The organism is Streptomyces sp. NPDC001450 (assembly GCF_053597295.1).
Map to the genome: position 1 here is coordinate 56,528 of NZ_JBSFHY010000038.1, position 25,252 is coordinate 81,779.

Annotated in this window: 28 protein-coding genes and 1 pseudogene; 11 read left to right on the plus strand and 18 right to left on the minus strand. The window is 70.9% G+C overall.

All coding sequences use genetic code 11. The features are described from left to right. Nucleotides 1-67 precede the first annotated feature (67 nt). The 4 genes from ACWC5O_RS33690 to ACWC5O_RS33705 all read right to left on the minus strand — a co-directional run bounded on the left by ACWC5O_RS33690 (nucleotide 68) and on the right by ACWC5O_RS33705 (nucleotide 2,980). Nucleotides 68-832 carry an SDR family oxidoreductase gene (locus tag ACWC5O_RS33690; RefSeq protein ID WP_450583288.1) on the minus strand — a complete coding sequence of 255 codons (765 nt, stop codon included), beginning with the start codon at nucleotides 830-832 and terminating at the stop codon, nucleotides 68-70. Between the two features lie 29 nt (nucleotides 833-861). Then, on the minus strand, nucleotides 862-1,623 hold the full coding sequence (gene fabG / locus ACWC5O_RS33695) for a 3-oxoacyl-ACP reductase FabG (protein ID WP_100825028.1): 762 nt from the start codon (nucleotides 1,621-1,623) through the stop codon (nucleotides 862-864). A 146-nt stretch (nucleotides 1,624-1,769) separates the two neighbouring features. Further along, nucleotides 1,770-2,219: a DUF3037 domain-containing protein gene (locus ACWC5O_RS33700; RefSeq protein WP_450583286.1), complete on the minus strand. Its 450-nt coding sequence runs from the start codon at nucleotides 2,217-2,219 to the stop codon at nucleotides 1,770-1,772. Beyond that, on the minus strand, nucleotides 2,216-2,980 hold the full coding sequence (locus ACWC5O_RS33705) for a HipA family kinase (protein ID WP_450583284.1): 765 nt from the start codon (nucleotides 2,978-2,980) through the stop codon (nucleotides 2,216-2,218). The genes ACWC5O_RS33700 and ACWC5O_RS33705 overlap by 4 nt, the downstream gene beginning before the upstream one ends. Before the next feature lie 174 nt (nucleotides 2,981-3,154). Between ACWC5O_RS33705 and ACWC5O_RS33710 the strand changes: the two genes are divergently transcribed. Then, the gene (locus ACWC5O_RS33710; protein WP_450583282.1) at nucleotides 3,155-3,676 is read left to right on the plus strand and encodes a Rieske (2Fe-2S) protein; all 522 of its coding nucleotides are present in this window, start codon (nucleotides 3,155-3,157) and stop codon (nucleotides 3,674-3,676) included. Between the two features lie 22 nt (nucleotides 3,677-3,698). On the opposite strand, the gene ACWC5O_RS33715 is transcribed toward ACWC5O_RS33710, so the two are convergent. Then, complete coding sequence (locus tag ACWC5O_RS33715) at nucleotides 3,699-4,343, minus strand: cysteine hydrolase (protein WP_450583280.1); 645 nt, start codon at nucleotides 4,341-4,343, stop codon at nucleotides 3,699-3,701. A 149-nt stretch (nucleotides 4,344-4,492) separates the two neighbouring features. On the opposite strand from ACWC5O_RS33715, the gene ACWC5O_RS33720 reads away from it, so the two are divergent. Continuing rightward, on the plus strand, nucleotides 4,493-4,960 hold the full coding sequence (locus ACWC5O_RS33720) for a pyridoxamine 5'-phosphate oxidase family protein (RefSeq protein ID WP_450583278.1): 468 nt from the start codon (nucleotides 4,493-4,495) through the stop codon (nucleotides 4,958-4,960). Between the two features lie 21 nt (nucleotides 4,961-4,981). Here the strand turns inward: ACWC5O_RS33720 and ACWC5O_RS33725 are convergent, their stop codons facing one another. Further along, nucleotides 4,982-5,884 (minus strand): LysR family transcriptional regulator, encoded by a 903-nt coding sequence (locus tag ACWC5O_RS33725; RefSeq protein ID WP_450583277.1) that lies wholly within the window; start codon nucleotides 5,882-5,884, stop codon nucleotides 4,982-4,984. 74 nt (nucleotides 5,885-5,958) lie between these two features. Here ACWC5O_RS33725 and ACWC5O_RS33730 point away from each other — a divergent pair, with 74 nt between their 5' ends. After that, a complete protein-coding gene (locus ACWC5O_RS33730; RefSeq protein ID WP_450583275.1) occupies nucleotides 5,959-6,888 on the plus strand; it encodes a DMT family transporter in 930 nt (309 codons plus the stop codon). Nucleotides 6,889-6,903: 15 nt separating this feature from the next. Here ACWC5O_RS33730 and ACWC5O_RS33735 read toward each other — a convergent pair whose 3' ends face one another. Beyond that, nucleotides 6,904-8,235 (minus strand): aminotransferase class I/II-fold pyridoxal phosphate-dependent enzyme, encoded by a 1,332-nt coding sequence (locus tag ACWC5O_RS33735; RefSeq protein ID WP_450583274.1) that lies wholly within the window; start codon nucleotides 8,233-8,235, stop codon nucleotides 6,904-6,906. A 35-nt stretch (nucleotides 8,236-8,270) separates the two neighbouring features. On the opposite strand from ACWC5O_RS33735, the gene ACWC5O_RS33740 reads away from it, so the two are divergent. Further along, nucleotides 8,271-8,954, plus strand: coding sequence for a pyridoxamine 5'-phosphate oxidase family protein (locus ACWC5O_RS33740; protein WP_450583272.1), 684 nt, complete (start codon nucleotides 8,271-8,273; stop codon nucleotides 8,952-8,954). Between the two features lie 9 nt (nucleotides 8,955-8,963). On the opposite strand, the gene ACWC5O_RS33745 is transcribed toward ACWC5O_RS33740, so the two are convergent. The 3 genes from ACWC5O_RS33745 to ACWC5O_RS33755 form a co-directional block, all read right to left on the minus strand. Next, a complete protein-coding gene (locus ACWC5O_RS33745; protein WP_450583271.1) occupies nucleotides 8,964-9,902 on the minus strand; it encodes a DMT family transporter in 939 nt (312 codons plus the stop codon). Between the two features lie 191 nt (nucleotides 9,903-10,093). Further along, nucleotides 10,094-11,098, minus strand: a complete 1,005-nt coding sequence (locus tag ACWC5O_RS33750) for an EamA family transporter (RefSeq protein WP_450583269.1) — start codon at nucleotides 11,096-11,098, stop codon at nucleotides 10,094-10,096. A 91-nt stretch (nucleotides 11,099-11,189) separates the two neighbouring features. After that, a complete protein-coding gene (locus ACWC5O_RS33755; RefSeq protein WP_450583267.1) occupies nucleotides 11,190-11,768 on the minus strand; it encodes a Clp protease N-terminal domain-containing protein in 579 nt (192 codons plus the stop codon). Nucleotides 11,769-12,143: 375 nt separating this feature from the next. Between ACWC5O_RS33755 and ACWC5O_RS33760 the strand changes: the two genes are divergently transcribed. Then, nucleotides 12,144-12,572 carry a type II toxin-antitoxin system Rv0910 family toxin gene (locus ACWC5O_RS33760; protein WP_450583265.1) on the plus strand — a complete coding sequence of 143 codons (429 nt, stop codon included), beginning with the start codon at nucleotides 12,144-12,146 and terminating at the stop codon, nucleotides 12,570-12,572. Nucleotides 12,573-12,645: 73 nt separating this feature from the next. Here the strand turns inward: ACWC5O_RS33760 and ACWC5O_RS33765 are convergent, their stop codons facing one another. Further along, nucleotides 12,646-13,272 (minus strand): PadR family transcriptional regulator, encoded by a 627-nt coding sequence (locus ACWC5O_RS33765; RefSeq protein ID WP_450583263.1) that lies wholly within the window; start codon nucleotides 13,270-13,272, stop codon nucleotides 12,646-12,648. Between the two features lie 360 nt (nucleotides 13,273-13,632). Here ACWC5O_RS33765 and ACWC5O_RS33770 point away from each other — a divergent pair, with 360 nt between their 5' ends. Then, nucleotides 13,633-14,196 (plus strand): dihydrofolate reductase family protein, encoded by a 564-nt coding sequence (locus ACWC5O_RS33770; protein ID WP_450583262.1) that lies wholly within the window; start codon nucleotides 13,633-13,635, stop codon nucleotides 14,194-14,196. A 113-nt stretch (nucleotides 14,197-14,309) separates the two neighbouring features. Next, a pseudogene (locus tag ACWC5O_RS33775) lies at nucleotides 14,310-14,912 on the plus strand (maleylpyruvate isomerase N-terminal domain-containing protein); the annotation flags it as partial. Here ACWC5O_RS33775 and ACWC5O_RS33780 read toward each other — a convergent pair. Further along, nucleotides 14,857-15,222: a MerR family transcriptional regulator gene (locus tag ACWC5O_RS33780; RefSeq protein ID WP_450583261.1), complete on the minus strand. Its 366-nt coding sequence runs from the start codon at nucleotides 15,220-15,222 to the stop codon at nucleotides 14,857-14,859. The pseudogene ACWC5O_RS33775 and the gene ACWC5O_RS33780 overlap by 56 nt on opposite strands. Nucleotides 15,223-15,315: 93 nt before the next feature. Between ACWC5O_RS33780 and ACWC5O_RS33785 the strand changes: the two genes are divergently transcribed. Together ACWC5O_RS33785 and ACWC5O_RS33790 are read left to right on the plus strand one after the other, a co-directional pair. Beyond that, complete coding sequence (locus ACWC5O_RS33785; protein ID WP_450583259.1) at nucleotides 15,316-15,759, plus strand: hypothetical protein; 444 nt, start codon at nucleotides 15,316-15,318, stop codon at nucleotides 15,757-15,759. A 48-nt stretch (nucleotides 15,760-15,807) separates the two neighbouring features. After that, a complete protein-coding gene (locus ACWC5O_RS33790) occupies nucleotides 15,808-16,623 on the plus strand; it encodes a PhzF family phenazine biosynthesis protein (protein ID WP_450583258.1) in 816 nt (271 codons plus the stop codon). A gap of 36 nt (nucleotides 16,624-16,659) precedes the next feature. Here the strand turns inward: ACWC5O_RS33790 and ACWC5O_RS33795 are convergent, their stop codons facing one another. After that, nucleotides 16,660-17,460, minus strand: a complete 801-nt coding sequence (locus ACWC5O_RS33795; RefSeq protein ID WP_450583701.1) for a CPBP family intramembrane glutamic endopeptidase — start codon at nucleotides 17,458-17,460, stop codon at nucleotides 16,660-16,662. Between the two features lie 94 nt (nucleotides 17,461-17,554). Then, a complete protein-coding gene (locus tag ACWC5O_RS33800) occupies nucleotides 17,555-19,072 on the minus strand; it encodes a glutamate--cysteine ligase (RefSeq protein ID WP_450583256.1) in 1,518 nt (505 codons plus the stop codon). A gap of 568 nt (nucleotides 19,073-19,640) precedes the next feature. On the opposite strand from ACWC5O_RS33800, the gene ACWC5O_RS33805 reads away from it, so the two are divergent. Both ACWC5O_RS33805 and ACWC5O_RS33810 read left to right on the plus strand, forming a co-directional pair. Continuing rightward, nucleotides 19,641-20,225 carry a hypothetical protein gene (locus tag ACWC5O_RS33805; RefSeq protein WP_450583254.1) on the plus strand — a complete coding sequence of 195 codons (585 nt, stop codon included), beginning with the start codon at nucleotides 19,641-19,643 and terminating at the stop codon, nucleotides 20,223-20,225. A gap of 365 nt (nucleotides 20,226-20,590) precedes the next feature. Further along, complete coding sequence (locus tag ACWC5O_RS33810) at nucleotides 20,591-20,797, plus strand: DUF5999 family protein (RefSeq protein ID WP_041665012.1); 207 nt, start codon at nucleotides 20,591-20,593, stop codon at nucleotides 20,795-20,797. 93 nt (nucleotides 20,798-20,890) lie between these two features. Here ACWC5O_RS33810 and ACWC5O_RS33815 read toward each other — a convergent pair whose 3' ends face one another. Genes ACWC5O_RS33815 through ACWC5O_RS33830 form a run of 4 tightly spaced genes read right to left on the minus strand, consistent with a single transcriptional unit; the run spans nucleotide 20,891 to nucleotide 25,145 of the window. Beyond that, nucleotides 20,891-21,964 (minus strand): endo-1,4-beta-xylanase, encoded by a 1,074-nt coding sequence (locus ACWC5O_RS33815; protein WP_450583253.1) that lies wholly within the window; start codon nucleotides 21,962-21,964, stop codon nucleotides 20,891-20,893. Between the two features lie 56 nt (nucleotides 21,965-22,020). After that, nucleotides 22,021-22,785 carry a carbohydrate ABC transporter permease gene (locus tag ACWC5O_RS33820; protein WP_244201699.1) on the minus strand — a complete coding sequence of 255 codons (765 nt, stop codon included), beginning with the start codon at nucleotides 22,783-22,785 and terminating at the stop codon, nucleotides 22,021-22,023. 59 nt (nucleotides 22,786-22,844) lie between these two features. After that, nucleotides 22,845-23,843, minus strand: a complete 999-nt coding sequence (locus ACWC5O_RS33825) for a carbohydrate ABC transporter permease (RefSeq protein WP_450583251.1) — start codon at nucleotides 23,841-23,843, stop codon at nucleotides 22,845-22,847. Between the two features lie 6 nt (nucleotides 23,844-23,849). After that, nucleotides 23,850-25,145: an extracellular solute-binding protein gene (locus ACWC5O_RS33830; protein WP_450583699.1), complete on the minus strand. Its 1,296-nt coding sequence runs from the start codon at nucleotides 25,143-25,145 to the stop codon at nucleotides 23,850-23,852. Nucleotides 25,146-25,252 lie beyond the last annotated feature (107 nt).

The following is a 25,252-nucleotide window of genomic DNA, read 5'->3' on the forward strand; positions in this document are numbered from 1 at the left end:
TCTGACGGGTTTCGGGCGCCGTTCCGCTGGGAAACGGCGCCCGAAAAAGACGACCGGACAACGCAGGTCAGGCACCCACGCCGGCGTTGAGGAAGATGCCGCCGTCCACGACGAGCGTCTGGCCGGTGACCCAGTCGGACTGGGCGGAGGTGAGGAACGCGGCCGCCCCGCCGATGTCGGACGGCACACCGAGCCGGCCGAGCGGGTAGGCGGCGGCCGCCTCCGCCTCCCGACCCTCGTACAGGGCCTGGGCGAACTTGGTCTTCACGACGGCCGGGGCGATCGCGTTCACCCGCACCCTGGGCGCGAACTCGTGCGCCAGCTGCTGGGTCAGGTTGATCATAGCGGCCTTGCTGACGCCGTAGGCGCCGATGAACGGCGAGGGCGCGAGGCCCGCGATCGAGGCGATGTTGACGATCGCGCCGCCGTTGTCCTTCTGCCAGGCGTGCCAGGTCTTCTGGGCGAAGCCGAGCGCCGAGATCACGTTGGTCTCGAACACCTTGCGGGCGACGTCCAGGTCGAGGTCGGCGATGGGTCCGAAGACCGGGTTGGTGCCGGCGTTGTTGACCAGGAAGTCGACGCGGCCGAAGGCCTCCATGGTGCGCTCGACGGCCTCGGCCTGGTGGGCGAGGTCGTGGGCCTTGCCGGCGACGGCGATGACCCGCTCGGCGCCGAGCTGCTCGACGGCTTCCTTCAGGGCGTCCTCGTTGCGGCCGGTGATGCAGACGCGGTCACCGCGGGCGACCAGCGCCTCGGCGACGCCGTAACCGATGCCGCGGCTCGCGCCGGTGACCAGCGCGACCTTGCCGGAAAGCTCCGGGAGTTCAGTCATGTCCGTGTTCCCCTATGTCCCCGAATTCCCTAGTTGAGCGGTCCGCCGGCCACGTACAGCACCTGGCCGGAGACGAAGCCGGCCGCCTCGCCGGTGAAGAAGGCGATGGCATTCGCGATGTCCTCGGGCTCGCCGACGCGCTGCACCGGGATCTGGGTGGCGGCGGCCTTCTTGAAGTCGTCGAAGCCCATGCCGACGCGGTCGGCGGTGGCCTTGGTCATCTCGGTGGCGATGAAGCCGGGGGCGACGGCGTTGGCGGTGATGCCGAACTTGCCCAGCTCGATGGCGAGGGTCTTGGTGAAGCCCTGCAGGCCGGCCTTGGCGGCCGAGTAGTTCACCTGGCCGCGGTTGCCGAGCGCCGAGGAGGAGGACAGGTTGACGACCCGGCCGAAGCCCGCGTCGACCATGTGCTTCTGGACGGCCTTGGTCATCAGGAACGAGCCGCGCAGGTGGACGTTCATGACGGTGTCCCAGTCGGAGACGCTCATCTTGAACAGCAGGTTGTCGCGCAGCACGCCCGCGTTGTTGACCAGGATCGTCGGGGCGCCCAGCTCCGCCGCGACCCGGGCGACGGCGGCCTCGACCTGCGCCTCGTCGGAGACGTCCGCGCCGACCGCGATGGCTTTGCCGCCGGCCGCGGTGATCTTCTCGACGGTGTCCTTGCAGGCGGCCTCGTCCAGGTCGATCACGGCGACCGCGCGACCCTCGGCAGCCAGTCGTACGGCGGTGGCGGCGCCGATACCGCGCGCCGCGCCGGTGACGATCGCGACCCGCTGTTCAGTGGTGGACATTCTGCTTCTCCTCGCCCTTGAGAGAACCTGTCTGGCTCTTGAGGGAGCCTGCCTGGTGCGGTGAGCGACCGCTTAGTACCTTCAGCACACGTGACGCTAGAAGTCCTGGCACCCGGTGTCAACGGGACACCGGGTGGTGTGATCCATTACCTCACCAGGAGGTCCAGCAGACGCTCGGTTTCGGCCGCCGGGTCGGCGGTCAGTCCGGTGTGCACGGGGCCGGGCTGGACGATGGTGGAACGGGGCGCGACCAGCCAGCGGTAACGGCGTCCCGCGTCGTCGCCGGCCGCCTGTCCGGCCTCCTCGCCGCCCGCGCAGTGACGCTCGATCGCGGCGAGCGCGGCCCGCACCCCGGCCACGTCGGCAGCGGGGTCGAGGGCGAGCAGGCGGGCCTCGTCCAGATGGGTGCGGGCGCCGACGTAGGCCTGGGCGCGGCAGTAGACGACCACGCCCGCGTTGATGCACTCACCGCGCTCGACGCGGGGGACGACCCGCAGCAGGGCGTACTCGAACACGTCCCGGTCGCCGCCCTGACCCGCCCTGGTGATGTGGCGCTCGATCACATGGCCGGCCATGTGGATGTGGGTCCCGCTCACTTGCCCTCCTCGATACCGGTGATGCGCTCGGCGACGACGGCCGCCCGGGCGAGCAGGGGCCGCACGTAGGCCCGCCGCAGGTCGTCCGGGGTGTCGAAGCCGGGCTCGTCGGCCAGCCAGGCGTCGGGGATCTCGGCGGTGACCTCGGCCAGGAGGTCCTCGGTGACCTTGGGGGCCAGCTCGGCCGCGGCGCCGGTCACGTCCGGGGCGAACCCGGCGAGGGCGTGGTCGGAGGCGTCGTAGGGGCGGGCCGCCGAGGCCTCGACGGAGGGCCAGTTGTGGTGCCAGATCATCGTGGCGCCGTGGTCGATGAGCCACAGCTCGCCGCGGTGCACGAGGAGGTTCGGGTTGCGCCAGGAGCGGTCCACGTTGTTGATCAGCGCGTCCAGCCAGACGATCCGCCCGGCCTCCTCGGGACTCACCGGGAAGGCGAGCGGGTCGTAGCCGAGGGCGCCGGAGAGGAAGTCCATGCCGAGGTTGGTGCCGCCGCTGGACCGGAGCAGCTCCTGGACCTGCTGCTCGGGCTCCCCGAGCCCCAGGACGGAGTCCAGCTCGATGGTGACCAGGCGCGGCATCCGGAATCCGAGCCGGCGGGCGAGTTCGCCGCAGACGACCTCGGCGACCAGTGTCTTGCGGCCCTGTCCGGCGCCGGTGAACTTCATGACGTACGTCCCGAAGTCGTCGGCCTCGACGAGCCCCGGCAGCGAGCCGCCCTCACGCAGCGGCGTGATGTAGCGGGTCATGGTGACTTCCTTGAGCATCGCCCCAGGTTACTGGCGCGGGAGCCGCGCCCCGCCGACTGCTTGTCGACAGCCGTGGTTCACGGCGGTCTCATGCCCGCCGGGCAAGGATCTGGTTGCCCGTCTGAACAGGTGGTGCCCCAGGACCGTACCCCTGGACGGATCACGAAAAGCTCCGCGGAAGGGAACGCCCACATGACCAGCGCATCGCCCAAGCCCGAAGCGGGACCCGCCCGTCGTACCGTCATGGCGGCGGCGGGAGCGGCCGGGCTCGCCGCCGCGCTGACCGCCTGCGGTTCGAGCGACGACTCGTCGGACACCGTCAACACCGGGTCCGGTTCGTCCGGCACGACCGGGTCCACCGGCTCCACGGGATCCACCGGGGCCTCGCAGGACAGCGGTTCCTCGGCCTCGGGCGGTTCGGCCGGCGGCACGGCCCTCGCCAAGACCTCGGACATCCCGGAGGGCGGCGGCAAGATCTTCAAGGACCAGGGCGTGGTGGTGACCCAGCCTGCGGCGGGCACCTACAAGGCCTTCTCCTCGAAGTGCACCCACCAGGGCTGCGCGGTGGGCAGTGTGGCCAACGGCGTGATCGTCTGCCCGTGCCACAACAGCCACTTCTCCGTCGAGGACGGCAGCGTGAAGAAGGGTCCCGCGACCCAGGCGCTGGCCGCCGCGAAGATCGCCGTCTCCGGCGACGAGATCAAGCTGGCCTGAGGCGTGCTGGTGCCGACAGGCCCTAGGCCCGTCGGCGCGGCCGTTTCAAGCAGCCGAGCACCTCGTCCGTGGACGTGATCGTGGCGACCAGGGCGAGGGTGTTGCGGATCATCGCGGGGGTGTAGTCGGCGGGCACACCCGCGATGGCGTCGGCCGGGACGACGGCGGTGTAGCCGCGGTTGACCGCGTCGAACACCGCGTTGGGAACGGCCACGTTGGCCGAGACGCCGGTGACGATCAGGGTGCGGCAGCCGAGGTTGCGCAGCACCGCGTCGACCTCGGTGCCCTGGATCGGGGACAGTCCGTGCAGCCGTCGTACGACGAGGTCCTCCTCGGTGACCTCGATCGGGGGCGCGACCCGCACCGCGGTGGTGCCGGTCAGCTGCTGGACGGGGAGCCGTTCGGCGGCGCGGAAGAGGCGGGCGTTGCGGCTCGCGCCCCGGCCGTCCGGGCGGCGCTCGGCGAGGGCGTGGATCACCTGCACCCCGGTCTCGTGAGCGGCGGCGACCAGCCGGGCCACGTTGCGCAGGGCGCCGGAGGAGCGGGCTTCGCGGGCGAGTTCGGGCAGCGCGCTGTCCGGGCCGACCACTCCCCGCTGGCACTCCACGGTCAGCAGGACCGTGCTCGCGGGATCGAGCAGTTCGCCGAGCTCTTCGTACGACGGCATGGCGCCTCCGTTCGTCGAGGTGCGGGGCGGTGAGAGTAACCACAACGAGGCAACAGCGGAAGTCGACCCATTCCCTTTTCTGACGTGATGTCAGAGGATCAACAGCACTCGGAAGTCCTCTGGCACGACGTGGGAGAAGAGGGGACCGCATGACCGTCACTCAGCAGCGCCGGGGCCGGAAGATCATGATGACGCCCGGTGAGCTGGACGAGTTCCTGACCAGCCAGCGCACCTGCCGGGTCGCCACCGTCTCGGCGGACGGCGCGCCGCACGTCAGCGCGCTGTGGTTCGCCTGGGACGGCACCTCGCTGTGGCTGTACTCGGTGGTGCGCAGCAGGCGCTGGACCCAGCTGCGCCGCGATCCGCGGGTGGCGGTCGTGGTCGACTCGGGCGAGGAGTACGACCAGCTGCGCGGGGTCGAGCTGTCCGGGCGGGTGGAGTTCGTCGGCGAGGTGCCGCGGACCGGCGAGCTGTGCGCCGAACTCGACACGGCGGAAACGCTGTTCGCCCGCAAGAACTTCGGCCTGGACGAGATGCCGCACGACGGCCGGCACGCCTGGGCGCGGCTGACCCCGGAGAAGATCGTGTCCTGGGACTTCCGGAAGCTCGGGGCGTAGCACTCGCTCGGGACGTAGCACTCAGTCGGGTTGCCGGGCGGCGGCGCGCAGGGCCTCGACCGCCGCCCGGATCGAGGGGCGGCGGTCGGCGTCCGCGCGCCAGACGACGTACACGTGCCTGCGTACGCGCTGCTTGAGCGGGACCATGACGATGCCCGGCGGCACCGGGTGGCGGCCCAGCAGCGGCGCGATGCACACACCCAACCCGGCGGCGACCAGCCCGAGTTGGGTGTGGGTCTCGCCGGCACGGTGGCCGACGATCGGCTCGATGCCCTTCGAGCGCAGCGTGAACATCAGCCACTCGTGGCAGAACTCGCCCTCGCCCCAGGTGATCCACTCGTCCTCCGCGAACTCGGCGAGGTCCACCTCGTCCCGGTCCGCGAGCCGGTGCCCGACGGGCAGGGCGACGTCGGCCGCGTCGTCCAGCAGCGGAGCCTTGACCAGGCCGTCCGGCACGGGCATCGGCTTGTTGTACCAGTCGAGGACGACCGCGAGATCGAGGTCGCCGCGCACCACACCGGCGATGCCCTGCTCCGGCTCCAGTTCGCTGGAGCGCACCCGCAACCCCGGATGCTGGGCGCGCAGGGCGGCGAGCACGGCCGGGAAGAGGCCGCGGGCGGCGGTCGGGAACGCCGAGAGGCGCAGTTCGCCGACGACCTGGCCGCGGTGCGCCTCCAGGTCGGACTGGGCCAGCTCGACCTGCGAGAGGATGCGGGACGCGTGCTCGGACAGCAGCCGCCCCGCGTCCGTGAGCCGCACACCCCGCCCGTTCTTGGCCAGCAGCCGCTGGCCGACCTCCCGCTCCAGCTTGCCCAGCTGCTGCGAGACCGCGGACGTGGTGACGTGCAGCGCCTCGGCGGCGGCGCTGACCGAGCCGTGCCGGGCGAGGGCGTCCAGGGTGCGCAGGCGCTCCAGATTCAACATGTAAGCAATCCTAAGAGATAATGAGTGGGAAATCTCGATTGTGCTACGAGGTTGCCTCCAGCATCGTTGATGCCATGAGCACGGTCACCGCACCCCGAACCCAGCCCTCCGCCCCTGCCCGCACCCGCACCCGCCTCGGCTGGCGGCTGCGCTTCGGTGCCCTCTCGCTGATCTGGGGCTTCAGCTTCCTGTTGATCAAGGTGGGCACGGAGGGCTACGCGCCCTTCCAGGTCACCCTGGGCCGGCTGGTCTTCGGTACGGCGGTACTGGCGGCGACGATGGCCGTGAAGCGGGAGCGGCTGCCTCGGGGGGCGCGTGTCTGGGGCCACATGGCGGTCGCCGCGTTCTTCCTGAACGCCCTGCCGTTCTCCCTCTTCGCCTACTCGGAGCTGACGATCCCCTCCACGCTGGCGGGCATCTGCAACGCCACGTCACCGCTGTGGGGCATGGCGCTGTCCTTGGTCGCGCTCTCGGAGGACCGGCCCACGCGGGTTCGCTTCGCCGGTCTCGGCCTGGGCTTCCTGGGGGTGCTGACGGTGCTTGGTGCGTGGCAGGGGTTCCATGGGCTTGATGCCACGGGTACCGCCATGGCTCTGTCGGCTTCGCTGAGCTATCCGATCGGGTGGATCTATGTGCGGCGGACACTGGCGGGGACGGGGAACTCGCATCTGTCGATGACGGGGGCGCAGTTGCTTCTGGCGACCGTGCAACTGACCGTTGTGACACCTCTGTTCACCAGCCTTCCGACGCACTTCTCGTTCGTTCCGCTGCTGGCGGTCGCTGCCCTGGGGGCTCTGGGGACGGGGCTGGCGGTTCTCATCCAGTACGGGTTGGTCGCGGAAGTCGGGCCCACTACGGCTCAGATGGTCACGTACTTCATTCCGGTCATCGCCACGGCTGCGGGGGTGGCGATTCTCGGGGAGTCGCTTCGCTGGACCACGCCGGTGGGAGCGGTGATCGTACTCGCGGGGGCTGCGCTTACTCAGGTCAGGAAGAAGGCCTAGGTCAGTCGCCCTGCCCTACACGTAAGTCCGCACCGGCGTTGGGCCCACCGCTGCCGACACCGCGTCCGCCAGCGGACCGGCCTCCTCCGTCGTCAGCGTCGAGATCGTGATGCGGATTCCCGGTGGGGCGTTCAGGCGGAAGCGGGCGCCCGGGGAGACCGCCCAGCCCGCGTGCAGCAGGCGGGCCACCACACCCGTCTCGTCGGGGACCGGTACCCAGACGTTCATGCCGCTGCGGCCGTGCGCCGTCACCCCGCGTGCGGCCAGGGCCTTGATCAGGGCGTCCCTGCGGCTGCCGTACGAGGCCGCCACCTCGCGTGTGTCCACCGCGCCGTCGTTCCACAGCCTCACGACGGCCCGTTGGACCAGCAGACTCACCCACCCGGCACCCAGCCGCTGCCGCCCCCGCACCCGGTCGACGGTGACCGCGTCCCCGGTGAACACGGCCAGCCGCAGATCCGGGCCCCAGGCCTTGGCGACGGAGCGTACGAAGACCCAGTGGCGGGTGACCCCGGCGAGCGGGGACAGCGGCACATCGACGATGCCGTGGCCGTGGTCGTCCTCGATCAACAGTGTCTCGGGGTACTCCTGGAGCACCGACCGAAGCGCACACGCGCGCGTGGCGGTCAGGGCGGCGCCGGTCGGGTTCTGCGCCCGGTCCGTGACGATCAGGGCACGGGCCCCGGACTCCAGCGCCCGCCTGACATCTTCAGGGCGCGGCCCTTCGTCGTCGACACCGACCGGCACCGCCCGCAACCCGAGTGCCGGGACCAGATCCAGCACCCTGCCCCAGCCGGGGTCCTCCACCGCCACCCGGTCGCCCGGTTTGAGGTGCGCCGCTAGGACCCGCTCGACGGCGTCCAGGGATCCGGAGGCCACGCCGATGGGGCCGTCGGGCACGCCGTCGGCGTCCAGGGCGGCGCGGGCGAGACGCGCCAGCTCCGGCTCCACCGGGTCGTGGCCGTACAGCACGGGTTCCCGGTCGCCCTGCGCGGCGGCCGCCGCGAACGCCTCCGCGAGGTGGGGCAGCAGCGCGGGGTCCGGGTTGCCGTCGGCCACGTCCCGTACGCCTTCCGGCACGGCCACCCGGATCTGCTCGCGCCCCGTCGTGGCCGGCTTGGGCCGGACCCTGCTGCCCCGGCGGCCGGCGGTCTCGATCACCCCGCGCTCGCGCAGGGTGCGGTAGGCGGCCGCGACCGTGTTCGGGTTCACCCCGAGCCGGGTCGCCAACTCCCGCATGGGAGGCAGTGGTTGGCCCGGTTCCAGCTCACCGGCGCCGACCGCGCGTTCGACACTGGCCGCAATCTCAGCTGCGCCGTGCCCCTGAATCGGATACTCTCCTAGCACAAAAACAATTATGCACTAGTACAATGGAGAACGCCATGCAGGGGACCCAGGAGACTCCGCCGAAGCCCGTCGCGTACACCCCGACCCACCGCACCGTGCCGACGCGATCCGCGCAGAAGGCGTCGTACGACAAGGACGTGGTGCACGCGATACTCGACGAGGGCTACGTCTGCCACCTCGGCTTCGTCCGCGACGGCGCCCCGGTGGTGCTGCCGACGCTGTACGGCCGGGTCGGCGAGCGGCTCTACGTGCACGGGTCCACGGGTTCGCGCCCGCTGCGGATGACCGGTGAGGCGGACCCGGGCCTCGCGGTGTGCCTGACGGTCACCCATGTCGACGGGCTGGTGCTGGCCCGCTCCGCGTTCCACCACTCGGTCAACTACCGCTCCGTGGTGGTGCACGGCATCGCGCACGAGGTCACCGACCCCGAGGAGCGGCGGCTGGCCCTGGACGCGCTGGTGGACCAGGTCGTGCCGGGCCGGTCCGCCGACTCCCGGCGCGCGAACAAGAAGGAGCTGGCCGCGACCGCGGTCATCCGCCTCGACCTCGACGAGGTCTCCGCCAAGATCCGCACCGGCGGCGCGAACGACGAGCCCGAGGACCTCGACCTGCCGCACTGGGCCGGGGTCGTCCCGCTCCGCAAGGGCTACGGCACCCCCCTCGACAACGCCGACCTGGCGCCCGGCATCGACGTCCCGCAGTACGTGACGGCGCTGTGACGCGGGGGGTCAGGCCGGCACCGGCTCACGGCGGTCGCGGGCCTCGGTGAACGCCAGGCCGACGACCGCGCCGAGCAGCAGCAGGGTCCCGGTCACCGTGGCCGCCGTGAGGGGCTCGCCGAGCAGGACGACGGCGAGCACGGCCGCGGTCACGGGCTCCAGCAGCATGATCACGGAGACGGTGGCGGACCGTACGACGGCGGCTCCCGCGAAATACAGGGCGTAGGCGAGGGCGGTCGGAACGGACGCGATGTACGCGAGGAGCACCAGCAGCCGCACGGGGTGGTCGGTGTGCGGGAACAGCCCCTCGCCCAGGGCGAACGGCAGCAGGCACAGGGCGGTGACCCCGAAGGCCCCGACGGTGGTGCCGGAGGCGTCGGCGCCGGTGTCGCGCCCCCACCACCGGGTCAGCAGCGTCATCGCGCAGTAGCCCGCCGCCGACGCGAGGGCGTAGAGCACGCCCAGCGGCCGGACGCTGGCGGCCGAGCCGCCGAGGGTGAGCACGGCCAGCCCCGCCACGGCCCCGGTGACCGCGAGGACACCGCCCCCGCCCAGCCGCTCCCCCAGGGTGAGCCGGGCGCCGAGCGCGATGAGGACGGGCCCGGCGCCGAGCGTGACCACGGTGGCCACGGCCAGGCCGGTCGACTCGACGGCCGCGAAGTAGGCGGTCTGGAACACCGCGAGCCCGACGCCGGTGGCGAGGGCCTTGCCGGCCCTGCGGCGCAGGGCCTCGGGCGCGGCCGGGCGGGCCCGGGAGCGCAGCAGGCGGCTCGCCAGCAGCAGCACGAGCCCGGCGGCGCAGCGCCAGAACGAGAGGGCGAAGGGGCCCATGCCCCCGGTCCGGTAGACCAGGGAGGCGGCGGCGCCCACGGTTCCCCAGATGGCACCGGTGACGATCAGATAGAGCAGGCCACGCCCGACGGACAGGCCAGAGGCAGTGTTCGACACGAGGTTTCTCCGCAGAAGCGCACAGAAGTGCGGAAGTTCGGAAGGCGACCCGCCTCGGCGGGGCGCACGGACTTCGTCTGCGGGCAGCACCGTCCCGCCCGGCACCACAGGCCAGGCGGCTTCTTCCCGGAGGCCCGCCTCAGGCGGCCGGGGGCGGAAGGACGAGTGCGGTCAGCGGCATGATCAGCACCCTAGGCAGCCGTACCCGGGGTGGACAACTCCCTTTCCGCGCCGCCCGCGGCCACCGGCTCGCTGGAGCCCTTGGCGGGAGTCGAGGACTGGGCGATGAACGCGCCGAGGAGGACGACGGCACCGCCCACGATCTGCGGCGCCGACAGGTGCTCGCCGAGCAGCACCCAGGCCAGCACGGTCGCGACGACCGCCTCCAGGCAGGCGACGACACCCGCGACCTGCGGGGACAGCCGTCGCACGGACAGCACACCGGTGATGTACGCGACGACCGTGGCGACCAGGACGATCCAGCAGAGCAGGACGAACGCCGGGACGGCGGTGCCGTTCATGTCGGCGGAACCGGCGAGCACCGACCAGTCCATGCTCCAGGGGCGGGCCAGGACGGTCAGTACGGCGGCACCCACGAGCAGCCCGTACGCGATGACGCCGAGCGGGTTCGGCGCCTGGTCGCGCACCTCGGTGCCCTGGTCGGACAGGACGAAGTAGCCGACCTGGCAGCAGGCGGCGCCGAGCGCGAGCAGCAGGCCGAGCGCGTCGAGACTCAGCCCCGACCACACCTCCACCACGCAGGCGAGACCGGCCGCCGCGAGGACCACGCCGAGCGCGGCGGCGCGCGACACCGGCCGCCGCTGCACGAACCGCACCCAGCCGAGCACGAGCGCGGGGGCCAGGTACTCGATGAGCAGCGCCACTCCGACGGGTATGCGGGAGAGCGCGGCGAAGTAGCAGGCCTGGGCACCGGCCACGGCGAGCAGCCCGAACCCGGCGAGCAGCGCGGGACGGTGGCGCACCAGGGCGCGGTGCCGCACGGCGAACGGCAGCATCACCAGGGCCGCGCCCGCGACCCGCAGCCACACCACGTGGAGCGGGTCGAGTCCCGCCTCGATCAGCGGTTTGGCGGCCGGCCCGGCCCCGCCGAAGGTCAGCGCCGATGCGAGCGCGAGACCGAGCCCGACACCCTTGCCGCGGCTGCCCTGACTGCTCTCAGACGTGTGCACCGGCACATGATGACAGGCGCCGACATGAGCGTCATCCCCGTTGACACCTGTCTCAGGGGATGGACGTCCGGGGCCGGCCGGGCGCCGGTGCTGCGGTTCAGCAGGCCGTCCCGCCTTCGCCTGCGAACTCCCCCGCGCGGGCCTCGATCCGGGCACGCAGGTCACGTGCGGGGATGCCGGCACGCTCCAGGACGGCGACGGCCCGGGACTCCGGATCCACCACCAGCGCGGCCAGCAGATCAGTGCCGCCCGCCCGGATCTCGCCGCGCCCCCGGGCACGCCGCCGGGCGTCCTGCATGGCGGCGGCCGCGACGGGCGACCAGCCCCCGCCCCTGGGTTCACCGCCACACAGGGCGGGGTCCGGTACGACCGCGATCGCGCCGGAGTCCTCGACGCCGCTCTGCCAGCGCAGCCCGTAGCCGATGCTGCGCTGCACGAGATAGCCCAGCAACCGGGCGAGCTGCGGGGCGTCACCGACGACGGCTCGGGCCTCGGGGTCGGACTCGAGAAGGGAGTGGAGCAGATGGGCGGTGTCGATCTGCCGGTCGCCGTCCCGCAGGGCCCTGCGGCGGGCACCGGCGAGCACCGCCGCCAGCTCGGCACTGAGCCCGGCGTCGTCGTCCGTGGGCAGGCCACCCTGGTCATGGGCGGGCTGACGGGCTGTACGGTGTTGCACATCCTCTACCCCATCAGCCCCAACGAGCCGAGTCATCCTCGAGGGGAACCATTCTCGCGTCCCGCACAGAGTGGACATCGCCGACCGGGATCTCATCCTTACGGAGGAGATCAGGCCCCTCTCGGCCCCAGCCTCGGCCAAGGAGCGCGCGCCGCCTCGCCCTGCAACCCGAACGCAACCAGTGTGCCCCGTCGCACGTCCCGGAGTGGCATGGCGGACGGGTGCGGGTGCTGGATGGTGGCTCTTCCGGCCGTCGACGGCAAACAGTACGTGTACCGAGACCACCACAATTTCTGACGGTTCATCAGTATTGAATGTTCGAGGCCCTGCGACTACGTTCCGCGACACCGAAGCCCGAACCGAAGGGGTGGTCGCATGGCCGAAGTCAGCGCCGAGGCACGCATCCAGGCACCGGCCGAGAAGGTGTGGACCCAGCTCACCGACTGGTCGGCGTACGGCGAGTGGAACGCGACCCACACCAGCTTCCCCAAGGGCGGACCCGAGACCCTCGCGGTGGGCGGCACGTTCCAGGAGAACATGAAGCTGATGGGCTTCCCGGCCGAGGTCGACTGGACCATCGAGGAGCTGGAGCCGGCACGGGTGTTCGCCATCCGCGGCAAGGGCCCGATGGCCGTGACCGTGGCCACCCGCTACACACTCACCCCCGACGGCGACGCCACGGCGGTCCGCATCGACGGCGAGTTCACCGGCGCCGCGGTGTCACTGATGGCGGGCAAGCTCAAGGACTCGGCGACGGCCGCCCTGAACGAGTCGCTCCGCAAGCTCGGCGCACTGGTGGCCTGAAGCCGGACACGAGAGCGGACACGGGAAGGCGCCCCGCGGAGTCTCCACGGGGCGCCTTCCGTCACCCAGGGCCTCAGTCCTCGTCGGCGAGGATGAGGTACAGCTTCTTGCGGGCGTCGTTGATGACGGCCAGCGCCTTCTCGCGCTGTTCCTTGGTGCCGGTGTTCCAGACCTGCCCGAAGGCCTGCATCAGGCCGAAGCCGGCCTGCCGGATCTCACCAAGGGCCTCGAAGTCGACCCCGCGCGAGGCCTCCTCCCACGGGGCCTCCGGACCTTCCTCGGCGGCACTGCGGCCACTCTCGGTCAGGGAGAACAGCTTCTTGCCCCCCTCGCTCTCGCTGGTGATCAGGCCCTCGTCCTCCAGCAGCTGGAGGGTGGGGTAGACCGAGCCGGGGCTGGGCTTCCACGCGCCGCCGCTGCGCTCGGCGATCTCCTGGATCATCTCGTAGCCGTGCATGGGCCGGTCCTTGAGCAGGGCCAGGATCGAGGCGCGCACGTCACCGCGCCGCGCCCTTCCCCTCGGGCCACCGCGCCCTCGCGGCCCCCAGGGTCCCGGTCCGAAGCCGGGCCCGAACCCGGGACCAGCCGGCCCGAAGGGCCCGAAGGCACCCCGACGCCCTTCGAATCCACCGAACCCGCCCCAGCCGTGCCGACCCGGGCCGTCCTGCCGATGTCCACGCTCGAATCCGTGGGTGCGCATCGCGATCACTCCATTCCATCGCTGATCAGTCACGTATCACTCGCGTTCCTTACGCGATGTCTCGACGATATATCGGTACCGAGAGCGCGACAAGCCCCTTCTCGGACTTGGCTCGCTCCCAGGCACCCTGGAACTGGCCCTGCCCGAATTCCTCTACGCCGACGCCGACGCCGACGCCGACGCCGACGAGCAAGTCGACATCAGCAGGCTCCCCCACAGGCTTCGGCGGAATCGAAGATCGCCGCCCTTCATGATGATCTTCGCGTGGGGCGGGAGATCTGAGGGGATCCCGCGAGCCGCGATGAGTCCTGCGGCGTCCGGCGGTCGTACTGTCGAACCCGTTACCGAGGAGGACTTCTGATGCGCAGCGTGACGTATTCGATGGGCGTCTCACTCGACGGCTACATCGTCGGGCCGGACGGCGGCTTCGACTGGACGGCGCCCGACGAGGAGGTCGTTCGCTTCGCCACCGACGAGGTACGAGAGGTCGGCGTCCACCTGTTGGGACGACGGCTGTACGAGACGATGCTGTACTGGGAGACCGCCGACCAGGATCCATCGCTCGACGCCTCAATGCTCGAGTTTGCCGCGATCTGGAAGCCGCTCCCCAAGGTGGTGTTCTCCACGACGCTGTCGGCGGTGCAGGGCAATGCCCGCCTGGCCTCCGGCGGGCTGGCGGAGGAGATCGAGCGGTTGCGGGCCGAGCCGGGGGAGGGCGACATCGCGATCGGCGGCGCGACGCTCGCCGCCGAGGCGGCCGCGTTGGGTCTGATCGACGAGTACCGGGCCAGGGTCTACCCGGTGCTGGTCGGCGGTGGCATTCCGTTCTTCCCCCAGCACGAGCGCCGGGTGGATCTCGAACTCGTCGAGACCCGCACCTTCAGCTCAAGAGTCGTCTACCTCCGCTACCGTGTGGCGAGCTAGGCCGTGGAACCCAGTCCACGCAGGTCAGCGGAATACGCGTGACCAATTTCGTTGAGACAGGACAACTCCCGGGGCGCGCGGCCGCGCCCGCCGCCTCGGCTCACCGCTTCTGAGCCGCCACCGTCGCCGCACGGCCCGCCTCCGTTCTCCCGGCCGAGACCGCTTCGGAGAGCGCCCCGGCCGCCCCGGGAGCGCGAGGCACTGCCGGCCTGGTCGGCCGAGTCGACGGAGCAGCTGCTGAGGGCGCTGCGCGAGGCCGGCCCGGATCGTGACCGCCGGACGTGGTGGTGTGCGTCGGAGTCGCCGCAGCCGTCCGGTGCCTTCACTCGGCACCAGCTCCAGGAGATCGCGGTGCACACCTACGACGCCCGGATCACCCTGGGTGCCCCACGACCGCTGCTGGACGAGGAGGCACTCGACGGTGTCGACGAGTTCCTGTCCACCCGCTGCACAACGAGCGCCTGGCGGTACGAGGCCGCTGCCCGCGAGGGCGCGGACACGCCCGCCGCCTCTGCCGGGGCACGGCCGGGGAGCTGGTCCTCACCCTGTACGGCCGTATTCCGGTGGACTCCGTGAAGCTCGACCGCGACCGACGTCTCTTCGACCTGCTCCAGGCCTGGGAGCCGGAGGAGCAGGACGTGACGGTCGTCCCGGTGGGGCTCAGGCGTCCGTCCCAGTCGCCCGCAGTGGGCAGCCCGTTCCGACGCGGGACGTGAGATCGGCTCGCAGGGCCGCGAGTTCGGACATGCGGGTGTCGATGATCCGGATCTTGTCGGCGAGCAGTGCGGACAGTGCCTCGGCGCTGTCCGGGGCGTCGCGCAGGTCCGCGCCGTGCCGGGCGATCTCCGCAAGCGTGAAGCCGAGGGTCTGTGCGGTGCGGACGTAGTGCAGCCAGGTCACCGTCTCGGGCGGGAAGTCGCGGTAGCCGTTGGACAGGCGGCGTCCCTCGATCAGCCCGATCCGCTCGTAGAAGCGAACGGTGTCCTTGGACAGGCCCGCCTGTGCGGCCAGTTCTCCGATGCGCATGACTCCCCCGCCGCTCCCCGGACTTGACCTTGGAGCGTACTCCGCTGTTTAGCGTGAGCCGCGTCAGAGACGGCCCCACCCGAGGAGTTCTTCGTGAGGATTTCGCCTGTCCCCTCCCGCCCCGCCTATCTCCGCCTGGTACGGGCCAGCGGCTGGTACGACCTGCTCGTCACCGCCGGCTTCGCGACGCCGTGGACGTACGCGCTGGTGCACGACCTGCTGGCGGAGGCGGGTGACGCGGCCGGGCTGGGTGCCTTCCCCGCGCTCGACCCGATGCAGATCCTGTACGCCAACCTGATGGGCTCGGTCGTGGTCGTCTGGTCCGTCCTGCGGGTCGTACGACCGCTGCCGCTGCACGGGCTCCTGGACGGAGTGGCGCGCACGCTCTTCGCGCTGTGGCAGGCGTACGCGCTGGCGCACGGCGGTCCGGCGGTGCTGTGGCCGTTCCTCGTCGTGGAGGTGGCGTTCGGCGTCGCCCAACTCGCCCCGTGGGTCACGGCCGGCCGCGGCGCCGGCGTGAAATCGGTCCAGGGCTAGTGAATTGGCCTTGGCCCCGTGGCTTCCCGCGCACCTAGCGTCGGGGCCATGCGCATCCGAATCGTCGACGCCTTCACCGACCGCCCCTTCGCCGGCAACCCGGCCGGAGTCCTGATCCTGGACGACGTCTTCCCGGAGGACGACTGGCTCCAGAAGGTCGCTCTGGAGGTCAACCACGCGGAGACGGCGTTCGCGCACCGGCTACCCGAGGGCGGCGCCGCGGACTGGGCGCTGCGCTGGTTCACGCCCGTCACCGAGGTCGCGATGTGCGGGCACGCCACCCTCGCCACCGCCCATGTCCTGTACACCACCGGTGCCCACGAGGGGCCGGTGCGGTTCGCCACCCGCAGCGGGGTGCTCATCGCCACACCCGGTGCGGACGGCTCGATCACCCTGGACTTCCCGACCGCCCCGCTCACCCCGGTCGAGATCCCGGCCGGGCTCGCCGAGGCGCTGGGCGCCGAACCGCTCGGTGCCCACGACACCGGCCCCGACGTCGGCGACCTGCTGGTCGAGCTGGCCGACGAGCGGACGGTCCGCGGGCTCGCCCCGGACTTCAAGTCCCTCGCGGCCCACTCCTCGCGCGGCGTCATCGCCACCGCCCTCGCCGACGACCCGTCCCTCGGCTACGACTACGTGTCCCGCTGCTTCTTCCCGAACCTCGGCATCGACGAGGACCCGGTCACCGGCAGCGCGCACACCTCGCTCGCCCCGCACTGGTCCGCCCGCCTGGCCCGGGACGACCTCACCGGCCTGCAGGCCTCCCGCCGCACCGGCCTGGTCCGCACCGGACTGCGCGGCGACCGCACCCTGCTCACCGGTGGCGCGGTCACGGTCATCGAGGGCGAACTGCTGGGGTCCTAGGGCCTTTCTGCGCGGCAGGCGGGAACTGTCAGAGTCCTAGGCCGTGGGGAGCCAGCCCACCTTGCCGGCGAGGAGGGCGTAGCCGACGAAGGCGCCGATGTCGAGCAGGGAGTGCGCGACGACCAGCGGGCCGACCCGGCCCCAGCGGCGGTAGAGCCAGACGAAGACCACGCCCATGACCATGTTGCCGATGAAGCCGCCGATGCCCTGGTAGAGGTGGTACGAGCCGCGCAGGACCGCGCTGGCCACCAGTGCGGTCCCCGGGGTCCAGCCCAACTGCCCCAGTCTGCGCAGCAGATAGCCGACGACGATGACCTCTTCGAGGATCGCGTTCTGCAGGGCGGACAGGATCAGCACCGGGTACTTCCACCACACGTCGGGCAGCGCCTCGGGCACCACGGTGAGGTTGAAGCCGAGGCCGCGGGCGGCCAGGTAGAAGGCGATGCCGGTGCTTCCGATCACGGCCGCGACGCCCGCGCCCCGGCCGAGGTCGGGCCAGGGGCGGGTGCGGTCGAAGCCCAGCGTGCGCATGCTCTCGCCCTCGCGCAGCAGCAGGTGCGCGACCAGGGCCACGGGGACCAGCGCGCTGGCGATGCCGAAGAGCTGCCAGGCGAGGTCGAGCCAGGGGCGGCCGGGCGCGGCAGAGGCGTTGAGGGTGGCCGCCTGCTCCTTGAGCCCGCCCGGTTTGGTGACCGACCCGACGAAGCTGATCAGCGCGGACACCCCGCTCGCGCCCAGCGAGAGCCCCAGGACGAGCAGTGTCTCGTCGCGGAAGATCCGCCGCGAGAACCGCTCCCGCGGGTACGACTCGGCCACCGGGTCAGCCTCCACGTGCACTCCTGCCTTCGGTCCGGTCATGCGAGGTCACAGCATGCCGGATCGACCTGTGGAGTGCGTGCCCGGGCAGGCTTCCCCGGTGGGCCGACGGCCCTCAGCCGAGCGGCACCGGCTCGGGCAACCCGACGGGCCAGGTGTGCACCGGCTCCCCCGCCTGCATCAGGTCGGCATAGCGCCGGGTCGTCGCGGCCAGGGCAGCGTCGCGTCCGAGTCCCTGTTCCAGGGCCCGGTGGAAGGTGGCCGCCTGCCAGGACGCCCCGTTGACCCGACGCCGGCACCGCTCCTCGATGACGCCGAGGTAGAGATCCCGGTCGGCGGCTTCCACGCCCCACGCGTCCAGTCCCGCCGAGGCCAGCGGCAGCAGCTCGTCGCGGACCAGGGTGACCGCGTCGACCTCGCCGGTTCCGCCGTAGCGTCCCCGTCGCGGCCAGACGAAGCGCGCGTCGATGCCGTACCGGCACGCCGCGTCGAAGTTGGCCTCGGCCGCCGCGAAGGGCAGCCGGGTCCACATCGGCCGGGACTCCTCGGCGAGGGCGCGCACCAGGCCGTAGTAGAAGGCCGCGTTGGCGATCACGTCGGTGACGGTCGGCCCGGCCGGCAGCACCCGGTTCTCCACGCGCAGGTGCGGGACGCCGTTCGCGATGTCGTAGACGGGCCGGTTCCAGCGGTAGATCGTGCCGTTGTGCAGGACGAGTTCGGCGAGTCGGGGTACGCCGCCGGCGTCCAGGACCTCCAGCGGCTCCTCGGCGTCGCAGATCGGCAGCAGGGGCGGGAAGAAGCGCAGGTTCTCCTCGAACAGGTCGAACGCGGAGGAGATCCAGCGTTCGCCGAACCAGATGCGCGGCCGCACCCCCTGGGCCTGGAGTTCCGGCGGGCGGGTGTCGGTGGCCTGCAGGAACAGCGGCACCCGCGACTCGCGCCACAGCTCGTGCCCGAACAGGAAGGGCGAGTTGGCGCCGACGGCGATCTGCGCGGCCGACGCCACCTGCGCCGCGTTCCACACGTCGGCGAAGCGGGCCGGGGTGACCTGGAGGTGCAGCTGGACGGAGGTGCACGCGGCCTCGGGGGCGATGGACCTGGAGGTGCGGGTCAGGTGCTCCACCCCCTCGATGTCGAGGACGAAGTCCTCGCCGCGGGCGGCCACGATCTGGTCGTTGAGCAGGGTGTAACGATCCGCCTCGGAGAGGTTGGCGGAGACCACGTCGTCGGGCTCGAGCGTGGGCAGAATGCCGATCATCACGATTCCGGCGTCCACCTCGCCGGCCTTCCGGTCGGCATACGCCAGGGAGGTGCGCAGTTCCTCGGCGAGCCGGTCGAATACGCGGCCGCCCAGCCGGTGTGGGGCTATGTTCACTTCCAGATTGAACCTGGCGAGTTCTGTTTGGAAATCGCGGCTCGCGATGCGCTCCAGCACCTGCCCGTTCAGCATTTTCGGCATGCCGTCGGGGCCGGCGAGATTCAATTCGATCTCCACACCCATGAGGTTCTTCGGGCGGTCGAACCGCTTCTCGGCCAGCAGCCGCTCCAGTCCCGCCAGACACTTTTGGAGCTTTTCGCGGTAGCGCTGGCGATCGGACAGGTCGAACTGCCCTGCCACGACCTTCTCCCCCATCGAAGTGTCCCTCCTCGGATGGGCGGGCCGCAGATCCGGCCGCCGGGGTCCCGGGTCAGGTGGGATGATGCCCAGCCGAAGCGATCGATAACGTCCCATGCGGGCCCGGTACCCGCTACTCTGTCGAATGTTCCCCGCGGCACATTCACGGGGCATGCCGCAGTACGCATCTTCGGGTTCCCAGCCCACCTCGTGAAAAACGCCGACGACATTCGGCCGACCGCGGTGACGGTGTATTCCGAGGTCAGCGGCGCGATCCCGGACCGGAAATCGGGATGATTCACGCGAATCAGCGACTGAATGACCCCTTGCCGGGTCAACCGGAATCCGGTAGACGAAACATCGCCTGAACACGCGTCGTATAACCTTGCGAACAAGGCCTCAGGTTGGTGCCCGCGGTCCCCGGTTCCCGTCGTGTTCCTGCCGCCGAAGTGACGGGCGGCAGGCCTCAGCCGCACCCTCGTTCACCGATCCGGGCCCCCACCTCTCCGGCCACCCGTGAGCAGACAGCGCCGTCCGCCCCACCCTCCTCGCGCCGCCGCGCCTGTCGAACGAGAGGCGACCCACCATGCCGCTGCATGTGCCCCTTGCACCCGCGCCCGCCCTGCGCTCCGTCCTCACAGCCCTCGGTTCCCCCACCGCGGTCCGTGAGGCCCGAACTCCCTCCCTGCGCGCCGCGCAGGGCCCCGCGACGCCCGAACTGCCGCTTCCCGTGTACGTGTTGGACCGGATCACCGCGCAGGGCCTGTCCGCGACCCGGCTGGCCGGGTGGCGCTTCCTGATACGTTGCGGCGACCGCGCGGTGGCCGCGGCCGACACCATGCTCACCCCGGACGGCTGGGCCTTCTCGCACTTCTTCGAAGGCCCCTACATCGTCTCCACCGAGCGGGCCCTGCAGCAGGCCGAGGCGCTGCAGCAGCCGTACCAGCCGCGTCTGCTGTCCGTGCCCGGCCTGTACATGCTCACCCTGTGGCTGCACGGCGAGCCCGCCGCCGAGCCCGCCGAGGGCCATCCGGCCGCCACCGACCTGCTGATACCGCTGGCCCCGGCGCCGCCCGGCATATCCGCCCACCGGCCCTGCCAGGTCTCCGAGTTGCTGCCCGTCCTGACCCATCGGGCGACCCCCCTCCCGCTGCTCGGCTCACCCGCCTGAACGACGCCCGCGTACCCCGCTGCCCGGAAGGGAAGCGGGGTACGACTGTTTTTGCCGGGATGCGAATACTTTTCCGGGACTGCGGCGCCCCCGGGGAATAGAATGCGCTCGTACGAGCAATTACCCGCTCTGACGAGCCGGAAAAGACTCTCCTGCGTACGGACTAGTCCTATCCGGCCACCCCGAACCACCCAAAGGGACAGTGCAGTTGGAATGAACCGTCCGCGTGGGTGACGCGTCATGAACCTGTGAGAAGCGGTGCTGCGAAATCCCTGCGGAATGACGCCCAGAGGGCAACACTGGGTTCCGACCGACTATCACCACGGGGGACGAAGATGACCACGACCGAGCGAGAGATCCCACCCATGTGCCAGCATCAGCCACCGTGTCCGCCAGCCGAGTCCGCCGACCGGGAGTCCGCCCGCCTCGTGGCGCACCACCCGGAGCAGGGATGGAGTCTGCTGTGCAACGGCGTCCTGCTCTTCGAGGACACCGGTGAGCTGCTGCCCGACGGCCGTGTCATCGCCCCGCACCGCCCGCTCGGTGCGGAACAGGTGATGACCGCCGCCTGAGCAGCGTCCCGGGCGGTCCGCCGCACCGCCCGGTGATCCCAAGGGGCCGGCCGCACGCCCACGGTGCGCACCGGCCCCGGCGTGTGTCCGGGGTCAGCTACGGTCCGTAGCCGAACGCTGTCGCAGCGCCTCCCGCAGCGCGGTGTAGGCCGGCTTGGGGTTCAGCTGCTCGTCCCAGGGCAGGGCCGCGCCCTCGCCCGGGAAGAAGGCCGGGATCCAGGAGTACTTGTCGGTGTAGCCCCAGATCGTCACGCCGACACAGTGGCGCACGGCCAGACAGGCCGCGGTCAGGTCCCGGTACCAGTCCGCCTGCTCGGTGAGCTTCTCCGTGGTCGCGGGCAGTTGCATCCGTACGTCGACCTCGGTGAGGGCGGTGTCGAGGCCGAGGCGGGAGAAGCGGCGGAGGTTGTCCTCCAGGGTGGTGGGATAGCCGTACTGCAGGGCCAGGTGGGCCTGGAGGCCGATGCCGTCGAGCGGGACGCCCTGCGCCGTCAGATCCTGGGCCAGCCGGTAGTAGGCGTCGCTCTTCGGGCCGACGGCCTCGATGTTGTAGTCGTTGAGGTAGAGCCTGGCGTGCGGATCGGCCTGGTGGGCCCAGCGCAGTGCGTCGGCGATGTAGCCGGGGCCGAGGGTCTTGTACCAGAGGGTCTCGCGGTAGCTGCCGTCCTCGTTGAACGCCTCGTTGACGACGTCCCAGGAATACACCTTGCCCCGGTAGTGCCGCACCTCCGTGGTGATGTGCTTCTTCAGCACGGCCCGCAGCTCGGTGGCCGTCCACTGCTTCGAGGTGAGCCAGTCGGGCAGTTGGCTGTGCCAGACCAGGGTGTGGGCGCGGACCCGCTGGTGGTGCTTCCGGGCCAGGTTCACGATCTGGTCGCCGTTGGTCCAGTCGAAGACGCCCTGCCGCGGTTCGGTGGCGTACCACTTCATGCCGTTGCCGGGCGTGATCATGTCGAACTCGCCGCCGAGGATCCGGGTGTAGGCGCTGTCGGTGAGTTCGGGATTGTCGGTGGCGCTGCCGAAGTACCGGCCGTGGCGCTGGGCGAGGTCGGCGAGGGTGGGCTGCCGTTCGTGGGCCTGGGCGGCGGGACCGATGGCGAGGCCGGCGGCCACCAGGACGGCCGCGAGGGCGCCGGTGAGTCTGAGACGCGTGCTCTTCTTGGGCATGGTGCGACTCCTGTCTCTCGAAGGGTGTGCTCGGCCGGCGTGATCAGCCGGAGTGATCAGCCCTTGGTGGCGCCGGCGGTGAGGCCGCCGACGAGCTGGCGCTCGGCGACCGAGTAGAAGGCGAGGGCGGGGACCATGGCGAGCACGAGGTAGGCGAAGACGCGGGCGTAGTCCGACGAGTACTGGCCCTGGAACTGCTGGACGCCGATGGGCAGGGTCCACCACTTGGAGTCGGTGAACACCAGCAGCGGCAGGAAGAAGTTGTTCCAGCTGGTGACGACGGCGAGGACGGAGACGGTGCCGAGCGCGGGCCGCGCCATGGGCAGCAGCACCCGCCAGAAGAACCCGAAGGAACTGCAGCCGTCGAGGGTGGCCGCCTCCTCCAGCTCGCCGGGGATGTCCCGGAAGAAGCCGCGCAGGATGATGATCGTCATCGGCAGTCCGAAGGCGGCCTGCGGAAGGATCACACCCAGCGGGTTGTCCAGCAGGTCCAGATAGCGCAGCAGCAGGAACAGCGGCAGGGCGGCCACCGCGAAGGGGAACATCAGCCCCATCGTGAACACGGTGAACAGCACCTCCCGTCCGCGGAAGGCGAACCGGGCGAAGGAGAAGGCCGCGAGCGCGGACACGGCCACCACGAGCACGGTCGTGCCCACCGCGATCAGCGTGCTGTTGCCGACCAGCCGCCAGAAGTCGCCCGAGCCGAGGATGCCGGTGTAGTTCCCGGTCAGCCAGTGCTCGGGCAGTCCGAACGGGTTGCTGGACAGCTCGTCGGTGGACTTGAAGCCGGAGAGGACGGCGTACACCAGGGGTACGACCATCACCGCGCCGACGGCCACGAGGATCACGTGCAGCGGCAGGGTGTGTGCGCTCTTCCGGGTCACGTGCCGTCTCCCCTCATCGTCGTGGTGGCCCCTTCGAGGTCGCGGCGGAGCACGAACCGCTGGTAGGCGAGGGCGAAGACGAGGCAGATGCCGAACATGACCACGCTGATCGCGCTGGCGTAGCCGACCTGGTAGCGCTTGAAGCCGAACTGGAACATGGTCACGGCCATCGTCTCGGAGTGGTGGTCGGGGCCGCCCTGAGTGATCACCCACACCAGGTCGAACAGCTGGATCGACCCGATGACGGACAGGAAGACGCTGATGCGCAGGGTGGGCGCGAGCAGCGGCAGGGTGACATTGCGAAAGCGCTGCCAGGGACCGGCGCCGTCGATCAGCGCCGCCTCGGTCAGCTCGGCCGGAACGGCCTGGAGTCCGGCCAGGAAGAGCATCATGTGGAAGCCGAAGTACTTCCAGGTCATGACCAGGAAGAGGGTCGCCATGACGTAGGACGGATCGGCGAACCACTCACCGCCCAGCCCGTCCAGGCCGATGCTGCCGAGGACGTGGTCGGCGAGGCCGTCGTCCGGGGCGAAGACCATGCCGAACAGCACGCCGGTGATGGCCTCGGACAGGACGTACGGCGCGAAGAACAGCATCCGGTACACGGCCCGCCCGCGCAGCCGCTGGTTGAGCGCCACGGCCATGGCGAGCGCGAACGGCAGTTGCAGGGCGAGGGACAGGGCGACCAGGACGAGGCAGCGCCACAGGTCGCCCAGGAAGACCGGGTCCTGGAAGAGCCGGGTGAAGTTGTCCGTGCCCGTGTAGTCGGAGGGCATGCCGAAGCCGCCCCAGCGGAAGAAGGCGGCGTACAGCGCGAACAGCATCGGCAGCAGCACCAGCGTGATGAACAGCACCAGTGCGGGCACCTGGAAGCCGACCGCGGTGAGCCAGTTCAGGGTGCGCCGCCGCGCCCGCCCCCGGGCCGGGGCCACGGCCGGGGACGGCAGGGCGACGTCGGGACCCGACCGCTTGTCCGGGAGGAAGGTGGAGGTCATCGCCGGCTACTGCTCTTCCTTCGCGGTCCGGGTGATCGACTGCGCGACCTGCTCGGGGGACTTGGAGCCGGCGATCAGCGCGGCGACGCTGTCGTTGACCTCCTGGCCGACGGCGGGCGCATACGCCTGGTCCAGGTAGAGCTGGAAGCCGGTGGCGCCCTTCAGCTGCGCCTGAACGGCCTTGGTGTTGGGGTCGGAGATGGCGCTCTCGGCGGCCGGGACCACCGGCAGGGTGCTGGTCTTCTTGACCAGTTCGATGTCCGTGGTGGCCGAGGCGAAGAACTTCAGGAAGTCGACCGCCGCCTGTGGGGCGCCCTTGCGCAGGGCGTGCCCGCCGCCACCGCCGAACACCTCGGTGATGGTGCCCTTGCCGCCCTCGACCGCGGGGAACGGGAAGAAGCCGAGGTTCGAGCCGAGACCCTTGCCCGCGTCGGCCTCCACGACCGGGGCCCACTGGCCCATGAGTTCCATCGCCGCCTTGCCGTTGCCGACGGTGGCGGCCTGCCCGGTGGGCGTGGAGTAGGCCGCCCCGAGGAACCCCTTCTGGAACGGCTGGAGCCCGACCAGGTCCTTGAGGTGCTGCCCGGCCTCGACGAACCCGGCCCCGGTGAAGTCCTTGGCGTCGTTGGCCTTCTGCAGGGCGTCGACGCCGGCGGTGCGCATCGCGAGGTAGGCCCAGTAGTACATGCCGGGCCACTTCTCCTTGCCCGCGAGGGCGAGGGGGGTGATGCCCTTCGCCTTCAGCGTGCGTACGGCGTCGAGGAAGCCGCTCCAGGTGGTCGGGGGCGCGGTGATGCCGGCCTGCTTGAAGAGCGCCTTGTTGTACCAGAAGCCGATCATGCCGATGTCGAACGGGATGCCGTACAGCTTGTTGTCGAGGAGGTACGGCTGCTTGGCCACCGGCAGGAGTCCGTCGGCCCATGGCTTGGTGCGGTCGCCGAGGTCCTCGACCAGACCCGCGTCGACCTGCTGCCTCAGCACGCCGCCGCCCCAGGTGTGGAAGATGTCCGGCAGCTTCCCGGAGGCGGTCAGCGCTGTCATCTTCGACTTGTACGCGTCGTTCTCCAGCTGGACGATCTTCACCTTGACCTTGGGGTTCTGGGCCTCGAACTTCTTGGCGAGGCCGGCCCAGACGGTCTTGGTGGGCTCGGTGGTCGAGATGTTCCACCACTCGATCGTGGTCGTCCCCGAGGACGACCCTCCGTCCGAGTCGCCGCCGCAGCCGCTGAGTGCGGTCACACCGAGACCGGCGGCGACGGAGGCCGCCAGGAAGCCGCGGCGGGACAGTGCAGGGTCGCCCATCATGCGCTCCTTCGAAACTTTCGGAGTTGCTTCGGAGAGGGTCCCGACAAGAGAAAGCGGGGCCCACCGCATGCAGCCGATTCGTTCGCCGCATCCCGGTGGGCCGA

Coding starts and splice junctions, on each gene's coding strand:
- ACWC5O_RS33720 (WP_450583278.1), top strand. CDS start 4,493: ATGACCGTCACTCAGCAGCGCCGGGGCCGGAAGATCATGATGACGCCC.
- ACWC5O_RS33705 (WP_450583284.1), bottom strand. CDS start 2,980: ATGCTCAAGGAAGTCACCATGACCCGCTACATCACGCCGCTGCGTGAG.
- ACWC5O_RS33760 (WP_450583265.1), top strand. CDS start 12,144: ATGGCCGAAGTCAGCGCCGAGGCACGCATCCAGGCACCGGCCGAGAAG.
- ACWC5O_RS33815 (WP_450583253.1), bottom strand. CDS start 21,964: ATGCCCAAGAAGAGCACGCGTCTCAGACTCACCGGCGCCCTCGCGGCC.
- ACWC5O_RS33725 (WP_450583277.1), bottom strand. CDS start 5,884: ATGTTGAATCTGGAGCGCCTGCGCACCCTGGACGCCCTCGCCCGGCAC.
- ACWC5O_RS33825 (WP_450583251.1), bottom strand. CDS start 23,843: ATGACCTCCACCTTCCTCCCGGACAAGCGGTCGGGTCCCGACGTCGCC.
- ACWC5O_RS33830 (WP_450583699.1), bottom strand. CDS start 25,145: ATGGGCGACCCTGCACTGTCCCGCCGCGGCTTCCTGGCGGCCTCCGTC.
- ACWC5O_RS33790 (WP_450583258.1), top strand. CDS start 15,808: ATGCGCATCCGAATCGTCGACGCCTTCACCGACCGCCCCTTCGCCGGC.
- ACWC5O_RS33810 (WP_041665012.1), top strand. CDS start 20,591: ATGTGCCAGCATCAGCCACCGTGTCCGCCAGCCGAGTCCGCCGACCGG.
- ACWC5O_RS33715 (WP_450583280.1), bottom strand. CDS start 4,343: ATGCCGTCGTACGAAGAGCTCGGCGAACTGCTCGATCCCGCGAGCACG.
- ACWC5O_RS33820 (WP_244201699.1), bottom strand. CDS start 22,785: ATGGTCGTACCCCTGGTGTACGCCGTCCTCTCCGGCTTCAAGTCCACC.
- ACWC5O_RS33765 (WP_450583263.1), bottom strand. CDS start 13,272: ATGCGCACCCACGGATTCGAGCGTGGACATCGGCAGGACGGCCCGGGT.
- ACWC5O_RS33805 (WP_450583254.1), top strand. CDS start 19,641: ATGCCGCTGCATGTGCCCCTTGCACCCGCGCCCGCCCTGCGCTCCGTC.
- fabG (WP_100825028.1), bottom strand. CDS start 1,623: ATGTCCACCACTGAACAGCGGGTCGCGATCGTCACCGGCGCGGCGCGC.
- ACWC5O_RS33690 (WP_450583288.1), bottom strand. CDS start 832: ATGACTGAACTCCCGGAGCTTTCCGGCAAGGTCGCGCTGGTCACCGGC.
- ACWC5O_RS33710 (WP_450583282.1), top strand. CDS start 3,155: ATGACCAGCGCATCGCCCAAGCCCGAAGCGGGACCCGCCCGTCGTACC.
- ACWC5O_RS33770 (WP_450583262.1), top strand. CDS start 13,633: ATGCGCAGCGTGACGTATTCGATGGGCGTCTCACTCGACGGCTACATC.
- ACWC5O_RS33780 (WP_450583261.1), bottom strand. CDS start 15,222: ATGCGCATCGGAGAACTGGCCGCACAGGCGGGCCTGTCCAAGGACACC.
- ACWC5O_RS33740 (WP_450583272.1), top strand. CDS start 8,271: ATGCAGGGGACCCAGGAGACTCCGCCGAAGCCCGTCGCGTACACCCCG.
- ACWC5O_RS33730 (WP_450583275.1), top strand. CDS start 5,959: ATGAGCACGGTCACCGCACCCCGAACCCAGCCCTCCGCCCCTGCCCGC.
- ACWC5O_RS33800 (WP_450583256.1), bottom strand. CDS start 19,072: ATGGGGGAGAAGGTCGTGGCAGGGCAGTTCGACCTGTCCGATCGCCAG.